This is a genomic window from Citrobacter freundii ATCC 8090 = MTCC 1658 = NBRC 12681 (assembly GCF_011064845.1).
In the GTDB taxonomy this organism is placed as follows: Bacteria; Pseudomonadota; Gammaproteobacteria; order Enterobacterales; family Enterobacteriaceae; genus Citrobacter; species Citrobacter freundii.
On sequence record NZ_CP049015.1, the window covers coordinates 452,557 to 479,031 of the forward strand.

The 26,475-nt window shown below is 53.1% G+C and carries 20 protein-coding genes and 3 tRNA genes; 19 read left to right on the forward strand and 4 right to left on the reverse strand.

Going from position 1 to position 26,475, the window contains the following annotated elements; translation table 11 throughout:
- Positions 1-196 precede the first annotated feature (196 nt).
- Positions 197-1,174 carry an elongation factor P--(R)-beta-lysine ligase gene (gene epmA, locus G4551_RS02255; protein ID WP_003830517.1) on the forward strand — a complete coding sequence of 326 codons (978 nt, stop codon included), beginning with the start codon at positions 197-199 and terminating at the stop codon, positions 1,172-1,174.
- Positions 1,175-1,388: 214 nt separating this feature from the next.
- On the forward strand, positions 1,389-2,891 hold the full coding sequence (yjeM, locus tag G4551_RS02260; RefSeq protein ID WP_003839470.1) for a glutamate/gamma-aminobutyrate family transporter YjeM: 1,503 nt from the start codon (positions 1,389-1,391) through the stop codon (positions 2,889-2,891).
- A 136-nt stretch (positions 2,892-3,027) separates the two neighbouring features.
- Here yjeM and mscM read toward each other — a convergent pair whose 3' ends face one another.
- The 3 genes from mscM to rsgA all read right to left on the reverse strand — a co-directional run bounded on the left by mscM (position 3,028) and on the right by rsgA (position 8,473).
- Positions 3,028-6,342 carry a miniconductance mechanosensitive channel MscM gene (mscM, locus tag G4551_RS02265; protein ID WP_003839472.1) on the reverse strand — a complete coding sequence of 1,105 codons (3,315 nt, stop codon included), beginning with the start codon at positions 6,340-6,342 and terminating at the stop codon, positions 3,028-3,030.
- A gap of 17 nt (positions 6,343-6,359) precedes the next feature.
- A complete protein-coding gene (gene asd, locus G4551_RS02270) occupies positions 6,360-7,328 on the reverse strand; it encodes an archaetidylserine decarboxylase (protein WP_003839474.1) in 969 nt (322 codons plus the stop codon).
- A gap of 92 nt (positions 7,329-7,420) precedes the next feature.
- A complete protein-coding gene (gene rsgA / locus G4551_RS02275) occupies positions 7,421-8,473 on the reverse strand; it encodes a small ribosomal subunit biogenesis GTPase RsgA (protein ID WP_003025561.1) in 1,053 nt (350 codons plus the stop codon).
- Between the two features lie 105 nt (positions 8,474-8,578).
- Here rsgA and orn point away from each other — a divergent pair, with 105 nt between their 5' ends.
- The 4 genes from orn (at position 8,579) to G4551_RS02295 (ending at position 9,729) form a co-directional block, all read left to right on the forward strand.
- Positions 8,579-9,124, forward strand: a complete 546-nt coding sequence (gene orn / locus G4551_RS02280; protein WP_003839477.1) for an oligoribonuclease — start codon at positions 8,579-8,581, stop codon at positions 9,122-9,124.
- Between the two features lie 185 nt (positions 9,125-9,309).
- Positions 9,310-9,385: transfer RNA gene (locus G4551_RS02285), tRNA-Gly, on the forward strand.
- Positions 9,386-9,422: 37 nt separating this feature from the next.
- Positions 9,423-9,498 (forward strand) — tRNA-Gly (locus tag G4551_RS02290).
- Between the two features lie 155 nt (positions 9,499-9,653).
- Positions 9,654-9,729: transfer RNA gene (locus G4551_RS02295), tRNA-Gly, on the forward strand.
- Between the two features lie 269 nt (positions 9,730-9,998).
- Here G4551_RS02295 and queG read toward each other — a convergent pair.
- Entirely contained in the window at positions 9,999-11,138 is a 1,140-nt protein-coding gene (gene queG, locus G4551_RS02300; RefSeq protein ID WP_003839478.1) for a tRNA epoxyqueuosine(34) reductase QueG, read from the reverse strand.
- Here queG and nnr point away from each other — a divergent pair.
- The 13 genes from nnr (at position 11,137) to rnr (ending at position 26,417) form a co-directional block, all read left to right on the forward strand.
- Positions 11,137-12,684, forward strand: coding sequence for a bifunctional ADP-dependent NAD(P)H-hydrate dehydratase/NAD(P)H-hydrate epimerase (gene nnr / locus G4551_RS02305; protein WP_003839480.1), 1,548 nt, complete (start codon positions 11,137-11,139; stop codon positions 12,682-12,684). The two genes, queG and nnr, sit on opposite strands and share 2 nt — an antisense overlap.
- Entirely contained in the window at positions 12,656-13,117 is a 462-nt protein-coding gene (gene tsaE, locus G4551_RS02310) for a tRNA (adenosine(37)-N6)-threonylcarbamoyltransferase complex ATPase subunit type 1 TsaE (RefSeq protein ID WP_003025570.1), read from the forward strand. Before nnr ends, tsaE begins: the two co-directional genes overlap by 29 nt.
- A gap of 16 nt (positions 13,118-13,133) precedes the next feature.
- Positions 13,134-14,459, forward strand: coding sequence for an N-acetylmuramoyl-L-alanine amidase AmiB (gene amiB, locus G4551_RS02315; RefSeq protein WP_003839482.1), 1,326 nt, complete (start codon positions 13,134-13,136; stop codon positions 14,457-14,459).
- 9 nt (positions 14,460-14,468) lie between these two features.
- Positions 14,469-16,334, forward strand: a complete 1,866-nt coding sequence (mutL, locus tag G4551_RS02320) for a DNA mismatch repair endonuclease MutL (protein WP_003839484.1) — start codon at positions 14,469-14,471, stop codon at positions 16,332-16,334.
- Positions 16,327-17,277, forward strand: a complete 951-nt coding sequence (gene miaA, locus G4551_RS02325; RefSeq protein WP_003839486.1) for a tRNA (adenosine(37)-N6)-dimethylallyltransferase MiaA — start codon at positions 16,327-16,329, stop codon at positions 17,275-17,277. Before mutL ends, miaA begins: the two co-directional genes overlap by 8 nt.
- A gap of 84 nt (positions 17,278-17,361) precedes the next feature.
- Positions 17,362-17,670 (forward strand): RNA chaperone Hfq, encoded by a 309-nt coding sequence (gene hfq / locus G4551_RS02330; protein WP_003025584.1) that lies wholly within the window; start codon positions 17,362-17,364, stop codon positions 17,668-17,670.
- A gap of 74 nt (positions 17,671-17,744) precedes the next feature.
- Positions 17,745-19,025 carry a ribosome rescue GTPase HflX gene (gene hflX, locus G4551_RS02335; protein ID WP_003025589.1) on the forward strand — a complete coding sequence of 427 codons (1,281 nt, stop codon included), beginning with the start codon at positions 17,745-17,747 and terminating at the stop codon, positions 19,023-19,025.
- Between the two features lie 189 nt (positions 19,026-19,214).
- Positions 19,215-20,468, forward strand: a complete 1,254-nt coding sequence (gene hflK, locus G4551_RS02340) for an FtsH protease activity modulator HflK (RefSeq protein ID WP_003025593.1) — start codon at positions 19,215-19,217, stop codon at positions 20,466-20,468.
- Between the two features lie 2 nt (positions 20,469-20,470).
- A complete protein-coding gene (gene hflC, locus G4551_RS02345) occupies positions 20,471-21,475 on the forward strand; it encodes a protease modulator HflC (protein ID WP_003025595.1) in 1,005 nt (334 codons plus the stop codon).
- A gap of 82 nt (positions 21,476-21,557) precedes the next feature.
- Positions 21,558-21,755, forward strand: coding sequence for a DUF2065 domain-containing protein (locus G4551_RS02350; protein ID WP_003025602.1), 198 nt, complete (start codon positions 21,558-21,560; stop codon positions 21,753-21,755).
- Positions 21,756-21,857: 102 nt separating this feature from the next.
- Positions 21,858-23,156 carry an adenylosuccinate synthase gene (gene purA, locus G4551_RS02355; protein ID WP_003025606.1) on the forward strand — a complete coding sequence of 433 codons (1,299 nt, stop codon included), beginning with the start codon at positions 21,858-21,860 and terminating at the stop codon, positions 23,154-23,156.
- 216 nt (positions 23,157-23,372) lie between these two features.
- Entirely contained in the window at positions 23,373-23,798 is a 426-nt protein-coding gene (gene nsrR, locus G4551_RS02360; RefSeq protein ID WP_003025609.1) for a nitric oxide-sensing transcriptional repressor NsrR, read from the forward strand.
- A 156-nt stretch (positions 23,799-23,954) separates the two neighbouring features.
- Positions 23,955-26,417 (forward strand): ribonuclease R, encoded by a 2,463-nt coding sequence (gene rnr / locus G4551_RS02365; protein WP_003839493.1) that lies wholly within the window; start codon positions 23,955-23,957, stop codon positions 26,415-26,417.
- Positions 26,418-26,475 lie beyond the last annotated feature (58 nt).

Here is a 26,475-nt window from a genome sequence, read left to right on the forward strand (position 1 = left end):
GGAAATTTGACGTGTTCGATTTTTTTAGCGTGTCACAGGGGGGAATTATCATTGAATTTGATTAATTTAATTACTAAACCACCCTATGTCGCTTTTTTTATCCAATTGCCGGTGCTGATTACTGCTGCCTGAAATTTGTCTCGTTAGCGCGATACGAGTAGACTTCGTGCCCTTGTCATAAATCGGAGAAACAACCATGAGCGAAACGGCAACCTGGCAGCCGAGCGCGTCCATCCCCAATCTGTTAAAACGTGCAGCAATTATAGCGGAGATTCGCCGCTTTTTTGCCGATCGTGGCGTGCTTGAGGTTGAGACCCCTTGTATGAGTCAGGCAACGGTAACGGACATCCATCTGTTCCCGTTCGAAACGCGTTTCGTTGGCCCTGGACACTCCCAGGGGATGAATCTCTATTTAATGACCAGCCCTGAATACCATATGAAGCGCCTGCTGGTGGCAGGGTGCGGCCCGGTGTATCAACTGTGCCGCAGCTTCCGTAATGAAGAGATGGGGCGCCATCATAACCCTGAATTCACCATGCTTGAGTGGTATCGTCCGCACTACGATATGTATCGCCTGATGAATGAGGTGGATGATTTGCTTCAGCAGGTGCTGGACTGTTCGCCTGCGGAAAGCCTCTCTTACCAGCAAGCCTTCCAGCGTCATCTGGAGATAGACCCGCTGTCTGCGGATAAAACCCAACTGCGGGAAGTGGCGGCGAAATTGGATCTCAGCAATATTGCCGATACCGAAGAAGACCGGGACACCTTACTGCAACTGCTGTTTACGATGGGCGTTGAGCCGCATATTGGTAAAGACAAACCGACGTTTGTGTATCATTTCCCGGCCAGCCAGGCATCACTGGCGCAAATCAGTACCGAAGATCACCGCGTTGCTGAACGTTTTGAGGTTTATTACAAAGGTATTGAACTGGCGAATGGTTTCCATGAATTGACCGACGCGCGCGAGCAGCAGCAACGATTTGAACAGGATAACCGCAAACGTGCCGCACGTGGTCTGCCGCAGCAGCCTATCGACACCAACCTGCTGGAAGCGCTGAAAGTAGGCATGCCGGATTGCTCAGGCGTGGCTCTGGGTGTTGACCGTCTGGTGATGCTGGCGCTGGGCGCAGAGAGCCTGGCCGAGGTTATCGCATTTACCGTCGATCGCGCATAACTTACTCTTCCGCAATACAAAGTGGCGGCTTAATCGCCACTTTGTAGCATATTTTTTCATTTCCCCTCTAATAGCCACAATTTACACCTGGATATTTGATATCGTTTAGGTATCAATTCTGTGTTGATTTTTTTATCGCTGAACTCTGCAAAGAGAGCAGTGCCAACCGGTGAGCGGCGTTTGCTAAACGCTTGCCAGAGTAAGGGATGGTTTAATGACCCAAACAATAAAAAAGATGAGCCTGCCAGGTCTCATTCTCATGATATTTACGTCAGTTTTCGGTTTTGCTAATAGCCCATCCGCATTCTATTTAATGGGGTATAGTGCAATACCGTGGTATATATTTTCTGCATTATTATTCTTTATTCCATTTGCTTTAATGATGGCGGAAATGGGGTCTGCCTATCGGAAAGAAGAGGGGGGAATCTATTCGTGGATGAATAATAGCGTTGGACCGCGCTATGCCTTTATCGGCACGTTTATGTGGTTTTCTTCTTATGTGATATGGATGGTAAGTACTGCGGCGAAAGTCTGGGTACCTTTTTCAACCTTCTTGTTTGGCGCAGACATGACGCAGCACTGGCGTATTGCAGGGCTTGAGCCTACGCAGGTTGTCGGGCTGCTCGCCGTCGGCTGGATGATCCTGGTGACCTGCGTGGCATCCCGGGGTATTAATAAGATTGCGCGTATTACGGCAGTAGGCGGAATTGCCGTAATGTGTCTTAATTTAGTTCTGTTGTTAGTGAGTGTCGCTATTTTGTTATTAACTGGTGGCCACTTTGCACAGGATATTAATTTTATCTCCTCACCTAATCCCGGATATCAGTCCGGGCTGGCAATGTTGTCATTTGTTGTGTTTGCCATTTTTGCTTATGGCGGAATTGAAGCTGTAGGGGGACTGGTTGATAAAACAGAAAAACCAGAAAAGAACTTTGCTAAAGGCATTGTTTTTGCCGCTATTGTCATTTCTGTTGGTTATTCACTGGCCATCTTTTTATGGGGCGTTAGCACCAACTGGCAGCAGGTATTAAGCAATAGCTCGGTCAACCTCGGCAATATTACTTATATCCTGATGAAGAGCCTCGGGATGACGTTGGGTAATGCGCTGCATCTTTCCCCTGAGACCGCGATGGTGATGGGCGTATGGTTTGCACGTATTACCGGGCTTTCCATGTTCCTTGCCTATACCGGCGCTTTTTTCACCCTCAGCTACTCACCGCTGAAAGCGATTATTCAGGGCACGCCGAAAGCGTTGTGGCCCGCGCCGATGACCAAACTGAATGCCGTAGGGATGCCGACGACGGCAATGTGGTTACAGTGCCTGCTGGTGAGCCTGTTTATCCTGTTGGTTTCATTTGGTGGCGATACGGCTTCAGCGTTCTATAACAAACTGACGCTGATGGCGAACGTATCCATGACGCTGCCGTATCTGTTCCTGGCGCTGGCGTTTCCGTTCTTTAAATCCCGTCCGGATCTGGAAAGGCCGTTTGTTGTCTTTAAAACCCGAGCGGCGACGCTGCTGGCAACGGGTGTGGTCGTTCTGGTGGTGACGTTTGCCAACGTGTTCACCATCATCCAGCCGGTAATTGAAGCCCGGGACTGGAACAGTGCCTTGTGGATGACCGGCGGCCCGATCTTCTTCTCGCTGCTGGCGATGGCGATTTATGAGAACTATCATCGCCGCGTTGACCGTCAACCGGTTCTGGTGACAGAGTAAACTGGGCCGTTGTAGGCCGGATAAGGCAATGCCGCCATCCGGCAATCAGCATCGAATTGCCTGATGGCGCTACGCTTATCAGGCCTACAAGACCCACACCGTAGCTCGGCGTCACTGCGTTCGGGCTACTCAGGTATTACAAACTTCCCGCCGGGCGACTGCCTCTTCCTGCAGAACTTAATGTTCTGCCTGTTTGCTTACCGCCGAGACTTTCCAGACGCATCTGGAACGGTGGGAATGGCATATCAATACCATGCTCGCGGAAGCCTGCCAGAATCAGCTGGTGGATTTCATGGCGCAGCGGCATGCGATGCCCCATTTCAGCGGCATAAATACGCAGTTCGAAGATTTGAATTCCTTGTTGCAGGTCAACCAGGAAGACTTCTGGCGCCGGGTTATCGATAACCAGCGAGCAACGATGTGCGGCAGTCAGCAGGATCTGCGTAACCTCCTCGCTGTTAGCCTCCGACGGTGCCGGGATGGTTAACACCACACGGGTAACCGAATCGGATAGCGACCAGTTGATAAACTGTTCGGTGATAAAGGCTTTGTTGGGTACGATGATCTCTTTGCGGTCCCAGTCGCTGATAGTGGTGGCACGGGTATTAATTTTCGTCACGCTACCGGTGAGATCGCGAATTGTAACCGTGTCGCCAATGCGGATTGGCTTTTCAAACAGGATAATCAGGCCGGAAATAAAGTTGGCGAAGATCTCCTGCAAACCAAAGCCCAGACCGACACCGAGAGCCGCCACCAGCCATTGCAGTTTGGACCACTCAATACCGATCATCGAGAAGCCCACCAGGCCGCCAATCAGCATCAGAAGATACTTAGTGATAGTGGTGATGGCGTAACCGGTGCCGGGGGTTAAATCCAGATGTTGCAGTAGCGCCAGCTCCAGCAACGCGGGTAGGTTGCGCACTAGCTGGGTGGTGATGATAAACACCAGAATAGCAATGAGCACCGCGCCCAGCGTTATCGGTTCTAAGCTTTCCACGCCCTGCACCGTGGAGGTGACATCCCACAACGAGATGTTTTCCAGGAAGCCGAAAGCGGAATGAATTTCTGACCACAGCACAATGACCGAGAGCAGGGCGATAAGCATCAGAATAGAACGTACCAGGCGCAGCGATTGCGCGCTGATTGCATCCAGATCCACTTCGCTTTCATCTACATCGATCGTACCTTCAAGGCTGGTTGAATGAGGTGGTTCCTCTTCGCCCCGCGCACGTTGCGCCAGCATTTCGGCGCGTCGATGTTTGGCGCGGTCAAACGCAAGGCGGCGGCGCTGAATTAGCATCCAGCGGCGGATGACGTGATACACCACCAGTAATAAGAACCAAATCGCCACGGATGTTTCCAGACGTGCCAGCAGGGCTTGCGATGTGGCGAGATAACCCACTGCCGCAGCGAGAATGGCAATCAGCGGCGCGCCCATCAGCATATTCCACAGCATACTATTGACCATGTTATCGCTGTTGCCCTCTTTATCGAGGTACAGCGGTATCCCGGCGCGTTTCAGGCTCAGGGTCACGACCGCCAGCGCACCGCAAATCAGAATAAAGCACAGACGTCCCAGTGAGGCGGAGAATTCTCGGTCATTGAGATTATCAAACATAATCACCGCCATGATCAGCGGGACAATCAGTCCGATGCTCATCAGGTAGTAGTGCATGGCTTTCGCGACGCGGTTACGTGGCCAGCCAAAGTGGGCAATGAACAGACCGTTGGGACGCGCAAAGGTGGCGCAAATCATTACCGCCCATAGCATAGGCACCGTGGCGGTAACGCCATCGCCGATAGCAACAGCCAGCGGGTAAGGCCAGGCTTCCTGCAACCCGTAACCGAGCGTTGCCCATAACACCGGCAACGGAGAAGCGACGAGTATTGACCAGAATACCGTGCGTATTGTCAGCCAGAAATGGTCCTGGGTGACTTTCCCGACTCGCGCGGACGAGCGTTCAAGGAAACGGGTGAAGTGCTTGCGCGAAGAGAGGCTAAAGCCAACCAGCACCAACGCCGCGAACAGCGGCAATAGTGTTTCTTTGCTGGTCAGCATCATGACGCTGGCTTTACCCAACTGATTAAACGTATCTAATGAGATCAAACGCCGCAGATCCTGAACGATGTCGACAGGCCAGGAGAGCGAGATGGGACTGACGTCTGACGTCCAGAACAGATAGCGGTGCGTTGCTTCGTTGACCTCTTTTAGCGCATCTTCCAGTTGGCTGTTGGAGACTTTGAGCTTGGTCAGCTCAAGGATCAGCGTATCGCCGCCCTGTAACAATGAGTTCAGCAGCTCGCGCTGGGTGCGTAGCTGGGCGTTGAGAATACTGCTCTGTTCAGCGGTCAGAGGTTGTCCATCGGCCTGATGAATTTGACGCAGCTGCGGCTGTTTGTTGAGGAGATCCTCATAGCGCATACGGTGCACGCGAAGCTGCGCCATTTCGGTATCCAACTGCTGGGGCTTGGGCATTTCCGGCAGACGGGATACCTGCGCGCGCAGCGCTTCTCCCAGCATATTTGAAACCCCAAGCCACTGAGACTGCTCTCGCAGCGTATTCAAGGCCTGGCGGACCTGCAGCGTTTGGCTGGCAGCCTGACGCTGCTGCGAGGCGACCAGGTCCATACGTTGCGCCTGTTGGTTCAAGGCCTGAGACAGCTCGCGGTTAACCTTGAACTGATCGACAATACCTTCCGGCAGTCCCGCGCTGTTTTCCGCCAGCAGTTCGGTACTTTCCAGCGCTCGCTCTGCTTCGCGCTGACGCTGACTGTTGAGTTGATTGCGCAAAGCCTGCAGGTAAGTGTCGAGTTGTTGACTCTGCTTTTCTGCCAGTTCGGAGCGCATACGCGCCAGTTCCTGACGGTTATTGGCGGAAAGCTGTGCCAGCTCCAGTTCATCGACCAGGGCTTTAAGTTTGGCGGATTCAGCTTGCATCGCCTGATTCTGCGCGGAATTGCCGTTGGCGGTACCAATGCGGCGCTCAAGCTCATTGAGCTGGCGGCGGGCATCGGTTTGCTGTTGAGGAAGCTGGCTTAACGAGTCGGCGATTTCCCGGGCGCGATCCTGCTCCTGCTGGGCCTGACGACTCTTTTCCAGCAGTTGGCTGCTAACCTGGAGGATCTCCTGGTTTAATGCATCGGTAGAGAGCCCGGTTGGTACATTGCGCGGTTCATCGCGCAGGTTACTAAGCTGTGCGCGTAACGTTGCGGACAGCTTGGGGAAGTTATCAATAACCTGCTGATATTGCTGTGCGCGCTCGAGAGAGCCTTTCCGCTCCTCAAGGGCATTCAGCGCGGACTGGAGCGCCTCGACGGTTTCTGGCTGAGCGGGTTTTGCCGCTTTTGCCTGCTCCAGTTCCTGGGTGAGTTGTTTGGCATCGGGGGCCGTCGCAGCGTACGCCCCCAGGCTGAGGCACCAGGCCATCAGAAAAGTGATAATCAGGCGCACAGCAGCGATTCCTATGTTTAACTTTCGTCTTTTTTGTCGTCAACCAGCGGGCTGGCGTCGTGTTCTGCTTCGATCTCTTCTTTCGTCAGCGGGGTCGGTTCTGCCTCTGGCGTCACGAAAGTCTCGGTCGAGATGGCCATTGGTTGGCCGATTTTGGTCACGGAAAGATCCTGCAACTGCTCAACCAGGTTAACTTTGCCAGGTGCGAACAGGTTGATGACGGTGGAACCGAGCTTAAAGCGGCCCATTTCCTGACCTTTCAACAGCGCTACCGACCCTTCGCTTTCGCCTTCCGGCCAGGTCCAGCGCTTGATGACGCCTTCACGCGGTGGGGTAATGGTGCCAGCCCATGTGGTTTCAATGCTGCCGACGATAGTCGCGCCGACCAGAATCTGCACCATCGGACCAAATTCGGTATCAAACAAACAGATTACGCGTTCGTTGCGGGCAAACAGGTTCGGTACGTTTTGCGCAGTCAGGATGTTTACAGAGAAGAGATCGCCCGGCACATACATCATTTCACGCAGGATACCGTTACACGGCATGTGTACACGGTGGTAATCGCGTGGAGACAAGTAAGTGGTTACAAACGTACCGTTGCGGAATTTGTCCGCCATCTGATAGTTGCCAGCCAACAGTGCTTCAAGGGTATAGCTGTGCCCTTTAGCCTGCAGCAATTTGTCTTCTTCGATGTTGCCTAACTGGTTGATCACGCCGTCAGCGGGCATGACCAGTACGTTTGGATCGGTATTAATCGGGCGAGCATCGTCGCGCAGCGGGCGAACAAAGAAGTCGTTAAAGGTGCGATAGCTGGCGGTGTCCGGCTTTTGCGCCTCTTTCATATCGACCTTGTAATATTTCACGAACAGATCGATAACCAATTTGGTCAGCCATCCCGCTCGTTTGCTCGCACCCCAACCCGCCAGGCGAGTGAGCCATAGTTTCGGCAGAATGTATTGTAGCGAAAGCTTAAATGAGTTTAACAAGGTAGCCTCCAGGCCATAATTTGTTCCCGATCCGGCATGTGGACCGGATCCTGAAAAAAGGGGGACGATTCTAGCGATGCTTAGCTTAGTTGTCAGTTGTCTGTATCAGAAAAGTTTTTACGCGTTTTTACCTGCGCCATGCTTTCCAGGATGCGGTGATAATTTTCAAACCGGGTTTCGGCTATGGCTCCTTTTTCTACAGCCTCACGGATAGCGCAGCCTGGATCGGTATCATGCTTGCAGTCGCGGTATTTGCAATGGCCCAGGTAGTCATGAAATTCGACAAAGCCATGCGTGATTTGTTCCGGCTCCAGATGCCACAGTCCGAACTCACGTACGCCAGGGGAGTCGATAACGTCGCCGCCGTGCGGGAAGTGATACAGGCGAGAGGCCGTGGTAGTGTGCTGTCCAAGACCGGAGTTGTCGGAGACATCGTTGGTCAGGATCTCTTCCTGCAGGCCGAGAAGATTATTGAGCAGGCTGGATTTACCTACGCCCGACTGACCGGCAAAAATGCTGATGCGATCGGTTAATGCTTCTTCAAGTGGTTTCAGGCCGTCTTTAGTACGGCTGGATACCATCAACACCCGATAGCCAATGTCGCGATAGATATCCATCTGTTCGTTAACGAAGGCCATGCCTTCATCATCAAGCAGATCGATCTTATTCAGTACGATAATTGGTTCAACATGTAGCGTTTCGCAGGCTACCAGATATCGGTCGATAATATTGAGTGACAGCTCGGGTAAGATGGCTGAGACAATAACGATCTGGTCGATGTTGGCGGCAATAGGTTTTACCCCGTCGTAAAAGTCGGGACGTGTCAGTACCGAGGTACGATCGTGTACCGCTTCAACGATACCTTTGACATTCACGCCTTCAGCCGCCGCTTTACCCGGGCGCCAGACTACGCGATCGCCAGTAACCAGCGAGCGAATTGTACGGCGGATGTTGCAGCGGTGAATTTCACCGTCAGCAGACTCTACGTCGGCATGCATGCCAAAACGGCTGATAACGATGCCTTCAGCGGTTTCGCCAAAGAGGTTGTCGTCGTAGTCGGGCTTCTCCGTGGACGTTTTAAGACGACGCTGGTGATTGGCGTTCACACGGCGCTGTTGGCCTTTGGAGAGTTTATTCTTACTCAATCGGACTGGCTCCTGGTCGCCCATGATGGGCAAAACATTTATGATACACACAATTTTAGATCAATGTAGTCACACTGAATGTGACGCTGAAGGGTGGAAAATAGCATGAGTGCCAATGAAAACAACCTGATTTGGATCGATCTGGAGATGACAGGTCTGGATCCCGAGCGCGATCGCATTATTGAGATCGCCACGCTGGTGACGGATGCCAACCTGAATATTCTGGCAGAAGGACCGACAATTGCGGTGCACCAGTCCGACGAACAACTGGCATTAATGGATGACTGGAACGTACGTACGCACACCGGTAGCGGGCTGGTGGAACGCGTGAAGGCGAGCACCATGGGCGATCGTGAAGCAGAACTGGCCACGCTGGCTTTTTTGAAAGAGTGGGTTCCGGAAGGGAAATCACCTATCTGTGGCAACAGCATCGGCCAGGATCGTCGTTTCCTGTTTAAATACATGCCGGAGCTGGAGGCGTATTTCCATTATCGCTATCTTGACGTTAGTACGCTCAAAGAACTGGCGCGTCGTTGGAAGCCGGAGATCCTGGCTGGCTTCACCAAGCAGGGAACGCATCAGGCGATGGACGACATTCGTGAATCTGTTGCTGAGCTTGCTTACTATCGCGAACATTTTATTAAGCTTTGATTTTGTTCTCCGGTGGCTTGCGTCACCGGCTTTTTGACGCTAAATTGTTCAGCTTGATTGTAAAGTAATCACTTGAACGAATTTTCGAAAAAAACGTATTCAAGGGGGTTGCAGCTAAACGGATTTCTCGTATAATGCGCCTCCCGTAACGACGCAGAAATGCGAATTACGACAGCAACAAATTTGCGGGAATAGCTCAGTTGGTAGAGCACGACCTTGCCAAGGTCGGGGTCGCGAGTTCGAGTCTCGTTTCCCGCTCCAAAATTTGAAAGTGCTTATTAAGCACAGACGCACCCAAGCGGGAATAGCTCAGTTGGTAGAGCACGACCTTGCCAAGGTCGGGGTCGCGAGTTCGAGTCTCGTTTCCCGCTCCAAAATTTGAAAGTGCTTATAAGCACAGACCACCAATCGCAGTATTTCGAATTGCGACAAGGCGGCAACTGAATGAGTCCTTAGGAGCTTACTGAAGTAAGTGACTCAGGCGAATGAAGGCAGCCAACGCAGTAGCGGTTCGAAAGACGAAGATTATGCGGGAATAGCTCAGTTGGTAGAGCACGACCTTGCCAAGGTCGGGGTCGCGAGTTCGAGTCTCGTTTCCCGCTCCAAATTCTTACCTCAATAAAAATATCCACAACGAATAATCGCGTTGGGGACGTTTTGTTTCGTCATTGACATACTCTTGTAAACAGACTTATCCACAGGTTCGGGTATTATTCCTGGAATGCAAAAAGCTTCGCCGGGTAAATAGTATCATTTTAACTAATTGAAATTATTGACTTAATTATCATTTCAAATTGTTAATGCGATCACTTGACGATTTTTTCCTTCTTGAATATCAATGTGTTTTTATTTTTATACACAAGCTGTGGATGACTTAAGCGTCGCGCGGCAGACCCTTCTCAATGACCCTGACCAAACGTTGTTTCTTCGGTAGCTGCACCTCAACTACGCAGGCATTTCGCTTCTCGATTTGCTGAGCAACCGCCCAGTCTATGTGTTCGTCGAGAAGTGGGTGCTCACCTCTGCGACTTTCCAGCGCGAGAATAACAGCGTCATTCCAGGGAGCATTACCCAACGCAACGGCGATATTTCGCAGCCAGCGCAGGTGGCCAATACGACGAATGGCAGACCCCTCCGTGACTTTTAAAAACCACGCTTCGCTCCAGCTAAACAGCTCTATTAACTCTGGAGCATGAAGCTGCTTGCGCGGGCTGAAGTCATCCTCTGCCGTCAACTGCGAATAGCGATTCCACGGGCAAATAAGCTGGCAATCATCGCAGCCGTAAATTCGATTCCCCATCAAGGGACGAAATTCTTCCGGGATCGGGCCTTCCAGTTCGATAGTGAGATAAGAGATACAGCGGCGCGCATCTACGGTGTAGGGTTCAACGATGGCCCCGGTGGGACAGATTGTCATGCAGGCGACGCATTTCCCGCATCCTTCTTCTGCTGGTTGGTCGACCGGCAAGGGTAAATCGATCAGTAATTCCCCGAGGAAGAAAAATGAACCGGCTTCGCGATTGAGGATTAGTGAGTGCTTACCTGTCCAGCCAAGCCCGGCTTTTTCCGCCAAAGGACGCTCAAGAATGGGCGCAGAATCGACAAAAGGTCTAAAATTCAGCGAAACGCAGTGCTGTTGAATCATCTCTCCCAGCTTTTTTAAGCGGTTACGTAGCAGCTTATGGTAGTCGCGGCCAAGCGCGTAACGGCTGACGTAACCCAGAGAAGGGTTCTTCAACGTGCTGGCAAAGGCCGCTTTGGCAGGAAGATAGTTCATACGTACGCAGATGACACGTAGCGTACCGGGCAATAATTCGTGGGGGCGGGCGCGCATCATGCCGTGACGGGCCATCCAGTCCATCTCGCCGTGGTATTGTTTATCCAGCCAGGCCTGCAGTTTGGGCTCTGCTTCGCTGAGGTCGGTATCGGCAATACCGACTTGCTGAAAGCCAAGCTCCAGCCCCCACTGCTTAATATTTTGCGCTAACTGATTGAGATCGAGGGGCTCTGACATGACGGACCATACAATGAAGAAAAACCCCGCAAGTATACCACACTCCATCTGGCACGCCGATGACATCAGGCGTATGGAGCGAGAGGCGGCAGACAGTTTAGGGCTGACGTTGTATGAGCTGATGCAACGGGCGGGAGAGGCGGCGTTTCAGGTCACCCGCGAGGCCTATCCGAACGCCCAACACTGGCTGGTGCTATGTGGTCACGGCAACAACGGCGGTGATGGTTACGTGGTGGCAAGACTTGCCAAAGCGCAGGGTTTTAATGTTACGTTGCTGGCGCACGAGAGTGATAAACCGCTCCCCGAGGAAGCGCAGCAGGCGCACGACGCCTGGCTTAACGCCGGTGGCGTTATTCATGCTGCTGATATTAACTGGCCAGACAGCGTGGACGTCATTATCGACGCGCTGTCAGGTACTGGCTTAAAAAACGCGCCGCGTGAACCTCTCCCGGCGTTGATCGAACGTGCCAATAGCCACCCAGCCCCTACCATTGCAATCGACATTCCCTCCGGCCTGCTGGCGCAGACGGGGGCGGCGCCGGGGGCAGTCATCAACGCTGCGCATACCGTTACCTTTATTGCGCTCAAGCCAGGTCTGCTCACCGGTAAAGCACGCGATGTCACCGGACGTCTGCATGTTAACGCACTCGGGCTGGACGACTGGCTGGCGGTGCAGAACGCGCCGCTGCAACGTTTTGATGCTCAACAGCTTGCGCACTGGCTAACGCCGCGTCGGCCCACCTCACACAAAGGCTCTCACGGTCGGCTGGTGATTATCGGCGGCGACCACGGCACGGCAGGTGCAATACGTATGGCCGGTGAAGCGGCGTTGCGTGCGGGAGCCGGGCTGGTCAAAGTATTGACGCGCAGTGAGAACATTGCGCCTGTTCTGACTGCCAGACCAGAACTGATGGTCGATGCGCTGACGCCGCAGACTCTGGAAGAGAGCCTGGCATGGGCGGGTGTTGTGGTGATAGGACCAGGGCTTGGTCAGCAGGAGTGGGGCAAAAAAGCGCTGCAAAAAGTAGAGAATTTTCGCAAACCGATGCTCTGGGATGCGGATGCGCTGAACCTGCTGGCAATCAACCCCGATAAACGTCACAATCGCGTGATCACGCCGCATCCAGGTGAAGCCGCGCGACTGCTGGGCTGTTCCATTGCAGAAATTGAAGACGATCGCTTACTTTGCGCACAACGTCTGGTAAAACGGTACGGAGGCGTGGTAGTGCTGAAAGGCGCGGGTACGGTTGTTGCTGCTGAACAAGCTGAGTTAGGTATTATTGATACAGGCAATGCAGGGATGGCCAGCGGCGGAATGGGAGATGTGCTTTCCGGTATTATTGGCGCATTGCTCGGACAGAAGCTTACCCCGTATGATGCAGCATGTGCGGGATGTGTTGCGCACGGAGCGGCTGCGGATGTGCTGGCGGCGCGTTTTGGTACGCGCGGCATGCTGGCGACAGATCTCTTTACCACGCTACAGCGTATTGTTAACCCTGATGTGATTGACGTTTATCATGATGAATCGAGTAATTCCACTACCTGATGAGCAGGCAACTTTAGACCTGGGACTGCGGGTAGCCAAAGCCTGTGACGGCGCGACGGTTATATATTTGTACGGCGACCTGGGGGCGGGTAAAACCACTTTCAGCCGGGGATTTCTGCAGGCGTTAGGTCATAAAGGTAATGTAAAAAGCCCCACCTACACGCTGGTTGAACCCTATTCACTCGATAACTTGATGGTATATCACTTCGATTTATACCGACTTGCGGACCCGGAGGAGCTGGAATTTATGGGGATCCGCGATTATTTTGCCAATGATGCCATCTGCCTGGTGGAATGGCCGCAACAAGGTAAAGGTGTACTGCCAGACCCGGACGTCGAAATACACATTGAATATCAGGCGCAAGGTAGGGAGGCGCGCGTAAGCGCAGTCTCCTCATCGGGTGAATTATTGCTGGCGCGTTTAGCCGAATAACCTTAAGGGTGGCGGGATGATTTATCGCATCAGAAACTGGCTGATGGCAACCCTGGTCCTGCTGTGCGCGCAGGCTGGGGCCGCCAGCCTCTCCGATCTTCAGGTTTCCAATGGCAATCAACAGGCGCGGATTACGCTGAGCTTTATTGGCGAGCCTGAATACGCCGTGAGCCAGGACGGGAAACGCACCGTCGCGCTGGATATAAAACAAACCGGAGTGATTCAGGGATTACCGCTGCTGTTTAGCGGCAATAATCTGGTGAAATCTATCCGCTCCGGTACGCCAAAAGATGCGCAGTCCTTGCGTCTGGTGGTGGATTTAACCGAGAACGGCAAGGCCGAAGCCGTTAAACGACAGAACGGCGGCAATTATACCGTTGTGTTTACCATCAAAGCGGATGCGCCGCCGCCTCCACCTCCCGTGGTTGTTAAGCGTGTTGAAACGCCGGTTGTCGCCCCTCGTCCTGCCGAGCCTGCGCGTAACCCGTTTAAAGCAGAGAACGATCGCACCACGATGGTGACCAACAGTAATACCTCCACACGACCTGCGGCGCGCGCCAGCACCGGCAGCGGTGAAAAAGTGGTTATTGCCATTGATGCCGGACACGGCGGGCAGGATCCGGGGGCGATTGGCCCTGGCGGCACGCGTGAGAAAAACGTCACGATTGCCGTGGCGCGTAAACTGCGCAGCTTGCTCAATGATGACCCAATGTTTAAAGGCGTACTCACCCGTGATGGCGATTACTTTATCTCGGTGATGGGGCGTTCAGACGTCGCACGTAAACAAAATGCCAATTTCCTGGTTTCTATTCACGCGGATGCCGCGCCAAACCGTGATGCCACAGGTGCTTCCGTTTGGGTGTTGTCGAACCGTCGGGCGAACAGTGAGATGGCCGGCTGGCTGGAACAGCATGAAAAACAATCGGAGCTGTTGGGCGGCGCGGGCGATGTGCTGGCAAACAGCCAGTCCGATCCTTATCTCAGCCAGGCCGTACTGGATCTGCAGTTCGGTCATTCGCAGCGCGTCGGGTATGATGTGGCGACCAGCATGATCGGCCAGTTAGAACGTATTGGTTCGATGCATAAGCGCCGTCCGGAACACGCCAGTCTTGGCGTACTGCGTTCGCCTGATATCCCGTCTGTGCTGGTTGAAACCGGCTTTATCAGTAACAACAGCGAAGAACGTCTGTTGGCGAGCGATGATTACCAGCAGCAACTGGCTGAGGCGATATACAAAGGATTGCGTAACTATTTCCAGGCGCACCCGATGCAAACCGGACCGCAGGGCGCGCCGGCGCAAACCGCCAGCGCCATATCGCCGGGTAACACGTTAACAAATTAAGGATTAGCCATGCCGATTCAGGTTCTACCGCCACAGCTGGCGAACCAGATTGCCGCAGGCGAGGTGGTAGAACGGCCTGCGTCAGTGGTGAAAGAGCTGGTGGAAAACAGCATCGATGCCGGTGCGACGCGCATTGATATCGATATTGAGCGCGGCGGCGCGAAGCTTATCCGTATTCGTGACAACGGCTGCGGGATTAAAAAAGACGAGCTGGCGCTGGCGCTGGCGCGTCATGCCACCAGTAAAATAGCCTCGCTTGACGATCTTGAGGCCATCGTTAGCCTCGGATTTCGTGGCGAAGCGCTGGCAAGTATCAGCTCCGTGTCTCGTTTAACCCTGACGTCGCGCACACAAGAGCAGCCTGAGGCCTGGCAAGCCTATGCTGAAGGGCGCGACATGGATGTGACGGTAAAACCTGCTGCGCATCCAGTGGGAACCACACTGGAGGTGTTAGATCTGTTCTACAACACCCCGGCGCGGCGCAAATTTATGCGCACCGAGAAAACTGAATTTAATCATATCGACGAGATTATTCGCCGCATTGCGCTGGCGCGTTTTGATGTGACGATTAATTTGTCTCACAACGGCAAAGTGGTGCGTCAGTACCGGGCAGTGGCCGCGGATGGGCAGAAAGAGCGCCGGCTGGGCGCGATTTGCGGCACGCCGTTTCTGGAGCATGCGCTGGCGATTGAATGGCAGCATGGTGATTTGACGCTGCGCGGCTGGGTGGCCGATCCTAACCACACAACGGCGGCACTGGCAGAAATACAGTACTGTTATGTGAATGGTCGGATGATGCGAGATCGGCTGATCAACCATGCTATCCGCCAGGCCTGTGAAGATAAGCTGGGAGCCGATCAACAACCCGCTTTTGTGCTGTATCTGGAAATCGATCCGCATCAAGTGGATGTCAACGTACACCCAGCTAAACATGAGGTCCGTTTCCATCAATCCCGCCTGGTGCACGATTTTATTTACCAGGGCGTGTTGAGCGTCCTGCAACAGCAGCTTGAAACGCCGCTGCCGTTGGCTGATGACGACGAACCCGCTCCAAGGCACATTCCGGAAAACCGCGTTGCTGCCGGACGTAACCATTTTGCCGAGCCGGCTCCCGCGCGTGAACCTGCGACACCGCAGTACTCAGCTGTCGCTGGAAACGGCAGTAGTGGCGCAGGCCGTCAGGCGGGGGCCAGTTGGCCTCATGCCCAACCCGGATACCAAAAGCAGCAGGGCGAAATTTATCAGAAACTGATGCAGACGCCGGCTCCAACGCGTAAAACGCCGGTCTCTGAAACATCATCGGTACCTCTGAGTGGCAGTAGTCAGGGCTTTGGCCGGGTGCTAACGATTGTCGGTGCAGACTGCGCGTTACTCGAGTGCGATGGCCATATTCGGTTGCTGGCATTACCGGTGGCTGAGCGTTGGCTGCGTCAGGCGCAATTAACGCCGGACCAGGGGACCGTTTGCGCCCAGCCGTTGCTGATCCCTTTACGTTTAAAAGTCAACGCCGATGAAAAAGCGGCGCTGCAAAAAGGACAGAGCCAACTGGCTGAGCTGGGCATTGAATTTCAACTGGATGCGCAGCATGTGACCATCCGGGCGGTGCCTTTACCCTTACGCCAACAAAATTTACAAATCTTGATTCCTGAACTGATAGGCTACCTGGCGCAGCAATCCGTATTCGAGCCGGGCAATATTGCGCAGTGGATCGCACGTAACCTGATTAGCGAGCATCCACAGTGGAGTATGGCACAGGCGATTACGCTGTTAGCGGATGTTGAGCGGCTCTGCCCACAACTCGTGAAGGCACCGCCGGGCGGTCTGTTACAACCTGTTGATTTACATTCGGTAATGAATGCCCTGAAACATGAGTGATACCCGTAAGGCGAGCCTGCCAAAGGCGATTTTTTTGATGGGGCCAACGGCCTCCGGTAAAACGGCACTCGCAATTGAATTGCGTAAAGTTTTGCCCATAGAGTTGATAAGCGTTGATTCCGCCCTTATTTACAAGGGGATGGATATCGGTACAGCCAAGCCCGATGCAGATGAATTACAGGCCGCGCCGCACCGATTACTGGATATTCGCGATCCGTCGCAAGCGTACTCCGCTGCGGATTTTCGTCGCGATGCGTTAGCCGAGATGGCCGACATCACCGCCGCGGGGCGTATCCCGTTGCTGGTGGGCGGCACAATGTTATATTTCAAAGCCTTGCTTGAAGGGCTGTCGCCGTTACCGTCGGCGGACCCGGAAGTCAGGGCCAGAATTGAGCAGCAGGCGGCAGAGCAGGGTTGGGACGCGTTACACCGACAGCTTCAGGACATCGATCCGGTGGCTGCGGCGCGTATTCATCCAAATGATCCGCAAAGACTTTCCCGGGCACTGGAAGTTTTTTTCATTTCGGGTAAAACTTTAACGGAGCTGACGCAAACGTCAGGAGATGCTTTGCCGTATCAGGTGCATCAGTTTGCAATCGCCCCGGCGAGCCGTGAACTGCTCCATCAGCGAATTGAGCAGCGTTTTCATCAGATGTTAGCTTCAGGTTTTGAAGCAGAAGTCCGGGCGCTTTTTGCCCGTGGAGATTTGCATACGGATTTGCCTTCCATTCGTTGTGTAGGGTATCGCCAGATGTGGTCATACATTGAAGGTGAAATTTCATACGATGAAATGGTTTATAGAGGTGTTTGCGCCACGAGGCAGTTGGCGAAGCGACAGGTAACCTGGTTGCGTGGTTGGGAAGGGGTGCACTGGCTTGACAGTGAAAAGCCTGACCAGGCGCGAAACGAAGTATTACAGGTTGTTGGTGCTATCGCGAACTGAATGTGTACAATTGAAACGTATCGTGCGCAATTTTTCAGAATCGAAAGGTTCAAAGTACAAATAAGCATATAAGGAAAAGAGAGAATGGCTAAGGGGCAATCTTTACAAGATCCGTTCCTGAACGCATTGCGTCGGGAACGTGTTCCAGTTTCTATTTATTTGGTGAATGGTATTAAGCTGCAAGGTCAAATCGAGTCTTTTGATCAGTTCGTGATCCTGTTGAAAAACACGGTCAGCCAGATGGTTTATAAGCACGCGATTTCTACTGTTGTCCCGTCTCGTCCGGTTTCTCATCACAGCAATAATGCCACCGGCGGCACTGGCAGCAACTACCATCACGGTAGCAACGCGCAAGGTTCATCTGCGCAACAGGACAGCGAAGAAACCGAATAAGGTTATTAGCTGTTTTACATACGGGGAGCCAGCGATCCTGCGTTCCCCGTTGATTTATATTAAGGGGTTGACGCTTGTTTGACCGTTATGATGCCGGTGAGCAGGCGGTACTGGTACACATCTATTTTTCGCAAGACAAAGATATGGAAGACCTCCAGGAGTTTGAATCTCTGGTTTCTTCCGCCGGTGTCGAAGCAATGCAGGTGATTACCGGGAGCCGTAAAGCACCGCACCCGAAGTATTTTGTTGGTGAAGGTAAGGCAATCGAAATTGCCGAAGCCGTAAAAGCGACTGGCGCTGCGGTGGTGATTTTTGATCATGCTCTGAGCCCCGCCCAGGAACGTAACCTGGAACAGTTGTGCCAGTGTCTTGTTATCGACAGGACCGGTCTTATTTTAGATATTTTTGCCCAGCGTGCGCGCACCCATGAGGGTAAGTTGCAGGTTGAGCTGGCGCAGTTGCGCCATATGGCTACGCGTCTGGTCCGTGGCTGGACCCACCTTGAAAGGCAAAAGGGCGGGATTGGTTTGCGTGGTCCGGGTGAAACCCAGCTCGAAACCGACCGTCGTTTGCTGCGTAATCGCATTTTGCAAATACAGTCGCGCCTGGAAAAAGTTGAAAAGCAACGTGAGCAGGGGCGGCAGTCGCGCAAGAAAGCGGATGTTCCAACCGTATCACTGGTGGGATATACCAACGCCGGAAAATCCACCCTGTTCAACCAGATCACCGAAGCCCGGGTTTATGCAGCGGACCAGCTGTTTGCGACCCTGGACCCAACGCTGCGCCGCATAGACGTGGCGGACGTGGGGGAGACCGTGCTGGCGGATACCGTAGGGTTTATCCGCCATTTGCCGCACGACCTGGTGGCGGCATTTAAAGCCACCTTGCAGGAAACACGTCAGGCGACATTGCTGCTGCACGTTATTGATGCTGCAGATTTTCGTGTGCAGGAAAACATCGAGGCAGTCGACACGGTGCTCGAAGAGATCGATGCGCATGAGATCCCGACCCTGCTGGTGATGAATAAAATCGATATGTTGGATGACTTTGAGCCGCGTATCGATAGAGATGAAGAGAATAAACCCATTCGCGTTTGGGTATCAGCGCAAACGGGGATTGGTATACCACAACTTTTTCAGGCTTTGACTGAGCGACTTTCCGGTGAGGTGGCGCAGCATACGTTGCGTTTGCCGCCGCAGGAAGGGCGTTTGAGAAGCCGGTTTTATCAACTTCAGGCAATAGAAAAAGAGTGGATGGAGGAAGACGGCAGCGTAGGTCTGCAGGTTCGTATGCCGATCGTAGACTGGCGTCGCCTCTGTAAACAAGAACCGGCACTGGAAGACTATGTTGTCTGATCTGACGGATATGGCCTGAAGATTTTTTCGCCTCTATACCTTGTGGATTTTGTGCGGCAGGAAGGCGGCAAGTCCTGAAATCTCCAGGAGCATAGTCAACTATGTGACTGGAGTTGAGGGACGCAGCCAACGCATCGGCAGCGCAAAAGACGCAGGTATAGCATCGCATAACAAATATGGAGCACAAAAATGGCGTGGAATCAGCCCGGTAATAACGGACAAGACCGCGACCCCTGGGGAAGCAGCAAACCTGGCGGCAACCCTGAGGGAAATGGAAACAAAGGTGGTCGCGAGCAGGGACCTCCCGATCTGGACGATATCTTCCGCAAACTGAGTAAAAAGCTCGGTGGTCTGGGTGGCGGTAAAGGTACTGGTTCTGGCGGCGGTAGTTCATCTCAAGGCCCGCGTCCGCAACTGGGCGGTCGAGTCTTTACTATCGCAGCGGCCGCCATCGTCATTATCTGGGCGGCTAGCGGTTTCTATACCATTAAAGAAGCGGAACGTGGCGTGGTGACACGCTTCGGTAAATTCAGCCATTTGGTTGAACCGGGTCTGAACTGGAAACCGACCTTTATCGATGAAGTGACACCGGTCAACGTTGAAGCCGTGCGTGAACTTGCCGCATCCGGCGTTATGCTGACCTCTGACGAAAACGTCGTGCGCGTCGAAATGAACGTACAGTACCGCGTGACCGATCCGCAGCGTTACCTGTTTAGCGTAACCAGTGCGGATGACAGTCTGCGTCAGGCAACTGACAGTGCCCTGCGTGGGGTTATCGGTAAATACACCATGGACCGTATCCTGACCGAAGGGCGTACCGTTATTCGTAGCGATACCCAGCGTGAACTGGAAGAAACGATCCGTCCGTACAACATGGGTATCACCTTGCTGGACGTCAACTTCCAGGCTGCACGTCCGCCGGAAGAAGTAAAAGCCGCGTTTGACGATGCTATCGCAGCACGTGAAAACGAACAGCAGTACATCCGTGAAGCAGAAGCGTACACCAACGAAGTTCAGCCGCGTGCAAACGGTCAGGCTCAGCGTATTCTGGAAGAAGCGCGTGCGTATAAGACTCAGACCATCCTGGAAGCACAGGGTGAAGTGGCTCGCTTCGCAAAAATTCTGCCGGAATATAAAGCCGCACCGCAAATTACCCGCGAGCGTCTGTATATCGAAACCATGGAAAAAGTGCTGAGCAATACCCGCAAAGTCCTGGTTAACGATAAAGGCAGCAATCTGATGGTTCTGCCGCTGGATCAAATGCTGAAAGGTGGTAGTGCGCCAGCAGCAAAGACTGACAGCAGTTCAAACCTGTTGCGTCTGCCGCCAGCAACGACTTCCAGCACTGGAGCAAGCAATACATCGTCCACCAGTCAGGGCGATATTATGGACCAACGCCGCGCGAATGCGCAGCGTAACGACTACCAGCGTCAGGGGGAATAACGATGCGTAAGTCAGTTATTGCGATTATCATCATCGTTCTGGTAGTTCTGTTCATGTCTGTCTTTGTGGTCAAAGAAGGCGAGCGCGGTATTACTCTGCGCTTTGGTAAAGTTCTGCGTGACGATGAAAACAAGCCGCTGGTCGTTGCACCAGGCCTGCACTTCAAGATTCCGTTTATTGAATCTGTGAAGATGCTCGATGCGCGTATTCAGACCATGGACAACCAGGCCGATCGCTTTGTTACCAAAGAGAAGAAAGACCTGATTGTTGACTCCTACATCAAGTGGCGCATCAGTGACTTTAGCCGTTACTACCTGGCAACGGGCGGTGGCGATGTTTCTCAGGCGGAAGTCCTGCTGAAACGTAAGTTCTCTGACCGTCTGCGTTCTGAAATTGGTCGTCTGGACGTGAAGGACATCGTTACCGATTCCCGCGGTCGTCTGACCCTGGAAGTTCGTGACGCGCTGAACTCCGGTTCTGCTGGCACGGAAGATGAAGTGGCGACTCCGGCAGCAGATAGCGCGATTGCCGAAGCGGCTGAACGTGTTCAGGCTGAAACGAACGGTAAAGTACCGGTCATCAACCCGAACAGTATGGCGGCATTGGGCATCGAAGTGGTTGACGTGCGTATTAAGCAAATCAACCTGCCTGCTGAAGTGTCCGAGGCTATCTACAACCGTATGCGCGCTGAGCGTGAAGCCGTAGCGCGTCGCCATCGTTCACAAGGCCAGGAAGAGGCGGAAAAACTGCGTGCAACGGCGGACTATGAAGTCACTAAAACGCTGGCAGAATCTGAGCGTCAGGGTCGTATCATGCGCGGTGAAGGCGATGCAGAAGCCGCTAAGCTGTTTGCCGATGCGTTTAGTCAGGATCCTGACTTCTACGCCTTCATCCGTAGCCTGCGTGCTTACGAGAAGAGCTTCGAAGGCAACCAGGACGTGATGGTCATGAGTCCGGACAGCGATTTCTTCCGCTACATGAAGACACCGAGTTCCGCGACACGCTAATCGCGTTCCAGCGGTTTTAAAGCAGCAAAACCACCGGCATCTCCAGGGATGCGGTGGTTTTCTTTTTATATAAGGGCGATGGATGAATTCAACAATTTTGCTGGCGCTCGCGCTGGTTTTGGTGCTGGAAGGGCTGGGTCCGATGCTTTATCCCAGCGCATGGAAGAAAATGATCTCTGCAATGGCGCAACTTCCCGAAAATATTTTGCGTCGTTTTGGTGGCGGTCTTGTGGTTGCGGGCGTTGTGGTCTACTACATGTTGAGGAAAACGATTGGCTGATTAATTAGTAGACTAATTTGCGGATTTTCGCATGCAAAAAGTGCTGTATATCTGAAAAAGCGGTGGTAGAATCCATTTTTAAGCAAACGGTGATTTTGAAAAATGGGTAACAACGTCGTCGTACTGGGCACCCAATGGGGTGACGAAGGTAAAGGGAAGATCGTCGATCTTCTGACTGAACGGGCTAAATATGTTGTGCGCTACCAGGGTGGTCACAACGCAGGCCATACTCTCGTAATCAACGGTGAAAAAACCGTCCTCCATCTTATTCCATCAGGTATTCTTCGCGAGAATGTCATCAGCATCATCGGTAACGGTGTTGTTCTGTCTCCGTCCGCGCTGATGAAAGAAATGAAAGGACTGGAAGATCGTGGTATCCCGGTTCGCGAGCGCCTGCTGCTGTCTGAAGCTTGTCCGCTGATCCTTGATTATCACGTTGCGTTGGATAACGCTCGTGAGAAAGCTCGTGGCGAGAAAGCGATCGGTACTACCGGTCGTGGTATCGGTCCGGCTTATGAAGACAAAGTAGCTCGTCGCGGTCTGCGTGTTGGCGATCTGTTTGATAAAGCAACCTTCGCTGAAAAACTGAAAGAAGTGATGGAATATCACAACTTCCAGCTGGTGAATTTCTATAAAGTTGAAGCAGTTGACTACCAGAAAGTGCTGGATGATGTGATGGCTATCGCCGACATCCTGACCTCGATGGTTGTTGATGTTTCCGATCTGCTGGACCAGGCGCGTAAGCGTGGCGATTTCGTCATGTTTGAAGGTGCGCAGGGTACGCTGCTGGATATCGACCACGGTACCTATCCGTACGTAACGTCCTCCAACACCACCGCAGGTGGCGTGGCAACCGGCTCCGGCCTGGGCCCACGTTATGTGGACTACGTTCTGGGTATCATCAAAGCTTACTCTACTCGTGTAGGTGCGGGTCCGTTCCCGACTGAACTGTTTGATGACGTTGGCGAGTTCCTGTGCAAACAAGGTAACGAGTATGGTGCGACCACCGGTCGTCGTCGTCGTACCGGCTGGCTGGACTCCGTTGCTGTACGCCGTGCAGTACAGATTAACTCCCTGTCTGGCTTCTGCCTGACCAAACTGGACGTACTGGACGGTTTGAAAGAGGTGAAAATCTGTGTCGCTTACCGAATGCCGGATGGCCGTGAAGTAACGACTACTCCGCTGGCAGCAGACGACTGGAAAGGTATCGAGCCGATTTACGAAACCATGCCGGGCTGGTCTGAATCTACCTTCGGCGTGAAGGAACGTAGCGGTCTGCCGCAGGCTGCACTGAACTACATCAAGCGTATTGAAGAACTGACCGGTGTGCCGATTGATATTATCTCAACTGGCCCAGACCGTACTGAAACCATGATCCTGCGCGACCCGTTCGACGCATAATTCTGGTTATAGCGTGGCGTCGAATGGCGCTGCGCTTGCAATATCTCAAGCCGGATAAGGTGCTTTGCATCAGAATCCGGCTTAAAATCACGTAAGTTCCTCGCTTTTTTCCTTCCCGAACTGAAATAAATTAGCGACCTGGCTGGTGGCTGGTTTATCATCAATATAATTAATACCACCAGGTTTATCCGTTTTATCCCTTTTCCTGAGGTTGATGTGCAGTTAACAAGTTTCACCGATTACGGATTACGTGCGCTAATCTACATGGCGTCACTTCCCGAAGGACGTATGACCAGTATTTCTGAGGTGACAGAAGTCTACGGCGTGTCCCGTAATCATATGGTCAAAATAATCAATCAACTTAGCCGGGCGGGCTTTGTTACTGCTATTCGAGGAAAAAATGGCGGTATCCGCTTGGGTAAACCCGCTAAGGATATTGGTATTGGTGATGTGGTTCGCGAGCTGGAACCCTTATCGTTGGTCAACTGTAGCAGCGAGTTTTGCCACATTACCCCGGCCTGTCGACTCAAACAGGCGCTTTCTAAGGCAGTGCAAAGTTTTCTCACGGAGCTGGACAACTACACACTTGCTGATTTGGTTGAAGAGAATCAACCGCTTTATAAATTATTGCTGGTGGAGTAATGAAGTCCAAAGTATTTCGCGTCGCATCGCGGCGGCAACTGAGCGAGTCGCCAGGAGCTTACAAAAGTAAGTGACTGGTGGGAGCAAAGGCAGCCAACAAAGAGGCGTCGTGAAAGACGAAGGAATTCCATCAGAGCTGACAATGGAGGAACCTCAATGTCACAAGATCCTTTCCAGGAACGCGAAGCTGAAAAATACGCGAATCCTATCCCAAGCCGGGAATTTATCCTCGAACATTTAACTAAACGTGAAAAACCGGCCAACCGTGATGAGCTGGCCGCTGAACTCAACATTGAAGGTGAAGAGCAGCAGGAAGCACTGCGCCGCCGTCTGCGCGCGATGGAGCGTGACGGACAACTGGTCTTCACCCGTCGTCAGTGCTATGCGCTGCCGGAGCGTCTCGACCTGCTGAAAGGTACCGTTATTGGCCACCGTGATGGCTACGGCTTTCTGCGCGTTGAAGGCCGCAAAGATGACCTGTACCTGTCCAGCGAGCAGATGAAAACCTGCATTCATGGCGATCAGGTGCTGGCGCAGCCGCTGGGCGCGGACCGTAAAGGTCGTCGCGAAGCGCGTATTGTGCGCGTACTGGTGCCAAAAACCAGCCAAATTGTCGGTCGCTACTTCACCGATGCTGGCGTTGGGTTTGTCGTCCCTGACGACAGCCGTCTGAGTTTCGATATCCTGATCCCGCCGGAAGAGGTGATGGGCGCTCGTATGGGCTTTGTGGTCGTCGTTGAACTGACCCAACGTCCGACTCGCCGCACCAAAGCGGTGGGTAAAATTGTAGAAGTGCTGGGTGACAACATGGGAACCAGCATGGCCGTTGATATGGCCCTGCGTACTCATGAAATCCCATATATCTGGCCGCAGGCTGTTGAGAAACAGGTCGCCGGACTGAAAGAAGAAGTACCGGAAGAGGCGAAAATAGGACGTGTCGATCTGCGCGACCTGCCGCTGGTGACTATCGATGGCGAAGATGCGCGTGACTTCGACGATGCGGTTTACTGCGAGAAGAAACGCGGCGGCGGCTGGCGTTTATGGGTGGCGATTGCCGACGTAAGCTATTACGTTCGCCCGCCGACTCCGCTGGACCAGGAAGCCCGCAGCCGTGGCACATCCGTTTACTTCCCGTCGCAGGTTGTCCCGATGCTGCCGGAAGTGCTTTCTAATGGATTGTGTTCGCTCAACCCGCAGGTGGACAGGTTGTGTATGGTCTGTGAAATGACCATTTCGTCGAAAGGCCGTTTAACCGGCTTTAAATTCTACGAAGCGGTCATGAGTTCCCATGCACGTCTGACCTACACCAAGGTCTGGCACATGCTGCAGGGCGACCAGGAGCTGCGTGAGCAGTACGCACCGCTGGTCAAACACATTGAAGAGCTGCATAACCTCTACAAAGTGCTGGATAAAGCCCGCGAAGAGCGCGGCGGTATCTCGTTTGAAAGTGAAGAGGCGAAGTTTATCTTCAATGCTGAACGCCGTATTGAGCGTATTGAGCAGACGCAGCGTAACGACGCGCACAAGCTGATTGAAGAGTGCATGATCATGGCGAACATCTCAGCGGCGCGATTCGTTGAGAAAGCCAAAGAGCCCGCGCTGTTCCGTATTCACGATAAGCCGACGACCGAAGCGATTAACTCGTTCCGTTCCGTCCTGGCAGAGCTGGGACTGGAGCTGCCAGGTGGCAACAAACCTGAGCCGCGCGATTACGCTGAACTGCTGGAGTCGATTGCTGACCGTCCTGACGCAGAAATGCTGCAAACCATGCTGCTGCGTTCGATGAAGCAGGCGATTTACGATCCGGAAAACCGTGGTCACTTCGGCCTGGCGCTGCAATCTTATGCACACTTTACTTCACCGATCCGTCGTTACCCGGATCTCTCCTTGCACCGGGCGATTAAGTATCTGCTGGCGCAGGAGCAGGGTCATAAAGGCAACACCACGGAAACGGGTGGCTACCATTATTCGATGGAAGAGATGCTGCAACTGGGTCAGCACTGTTCGATGGCCGAGCGCCGTGCTGACGAAGCCACGCGCGATGTCTCTGACTGGTTGAAGTGCGACTTCATGCTGGATCAGGTAGGGAATGTCTTCAAAGGCGTGATCGCCAGCGTCACCGGATTTGGCTTCTTTGTCCGTCTTGATGAGTTGTTTATCGACGGTCTGGTGCATGTCTCCTCCCTGGATAACGACTACTATCGTTTCGACCAGGTTGGGCAGCGCCTGACGGGGGAATCCAGCGGTCAGATGTATCGCCTGGGCGATCGCGTGGAAGTTCGCGTGGAAGCAGTCAACATGGACGAGCGTAAGATCGACTTTAGCTTGATCTCCAGCGAACGTACGCCGCGTAATGAAGGTAAAACTGCGCGCGAAAAAGCCAAAAAAAGCGATGCGGGTAAAAATACCGGTAAACGTCGTCAGATGGGCAAAAAGGTGAATTTCGAGCCGGACAGCGCTTTCCGCGGCGAGAAAAAAGGCAGAGCCAAACCTCAGGCGGAAAAGAATGCGGCTGAGAAGAAAGGCGACAAAAAAGCGAAAAAGCCATCGGCAAAAACGCTTAAAATTGCTGCCGCCACCAAAGCTAAACGTGCGGCGAAAAAGAAAGTCGCACAATAACTGCCATAAACAGTAAGTCGGGCAATCTCGTGTTGCCCGCGTTATGCATAAACTATTA

What these genes read in the sequence shown, in the direction of transcription:
- yjeM (WP_003839470.1), top strand. Translation starts at nt 1,389, where the DNA reads ATGACCCAAACAATAAAAAAGATGAGCCTGCCAGGTCTCATTCTCATG.
- hfq (WP_003025584.1), top strand. Translation starts at nt 17,362, where the DNA reads ATGGCTAAGGGGCAATCTTTACAAGATCCGTTCCTGAACGCATTGCGT.
- mutL (WP_003839484.1), top strand. Translation starts at nt 14,469, where the DNA reads ATGCCGATTCAGGTTCTACCGCCACAGCTGGCGAACCAGATTGCCGCA.
- epmA (WP_003830517.1), top strand. Translation starts at nt 197, where the DNA reads ATGAGCGAAACGGCAACCTGGCAGCCGAGCGCGTCCATCCCCAATCTG.
- rnr (WP_003839493.1), top strand. Translation starts at nt 23,955, where the DNA reads ATGTCACAAGATCCTTTCCAGGAACGCGAAGCTGAAAAATACGCGAAT.
- G4551_RS02350 (WP_003025602.1), top strand. Translation starts at nt 21,558, where the DNA reads ATGAATTCAACAATTTTGCTGGCGCTCGCGCTGGTTTTGGTGCTGGAA.
- tsaE (WP_003025570.1), top strand. Translation starts at nt 12,656, where the DNA reads ATGATGAATCGAGTAATTCCACTACCTGATGAGCAGGCAACTTTAGAC.
- amiB (WP_003839482.1), top strand. Translation starts at nt 13,134, where the DNA reads ATGATTTATCGCATCAGAAACTGGCTGATGGCAACCCTGGTCCTGCTG.
- orn (WP_003839477.1), top strand. Translation starts at nt 8,579, where the DNA reads ATGAGTGCCAATGAAAACAACCTGATTTGGATCGATCTGGAGATGACA.
- purA (WP_003025606.1), top strand. Translation starts at nt 21,858, where the DNA reads ATGGGTAACAACGTCGTCGTACTGGGCACCCAATGGGGTGACGAAGGT.
- hflC (WP_003025595.1), top strand. Translation starts at nt 20,471, where the DNA reads ATGCGTAAGTCAGTTATTGCGATTATCATCATCGTTCTGGTAGTTCTG.
- nnr (WP_003839480.1), top strand. Translation starts at nt 11,137, where the DNA reads ATGACGGACCATACAATGAAGAAAAACCCCGCAAGTATACCACACTCC.
- miaA (WP_003839486.1), top strand. Translation starts at nt 16,327, where the DNA reads ATGAGTGATACCCGTAAGGCGAGCCTGCCAAAGGCGATTTTTTTGATG.
- queG (WP_003839478.1), bottom strand. Translation starts at nt 11,138, where the DNA reads ATGTCAGAGCCCCTCGATCTCAATCAGTTAGCGCAAAATATTAAGCAG.
- hflK (WP_003025593.1), top strand. Translation starts at nt 19,215, where the DNA reads ATGGCGTGGAATCAGCCCGGTAATAACGGACAAGACCGCGACCCCTGG.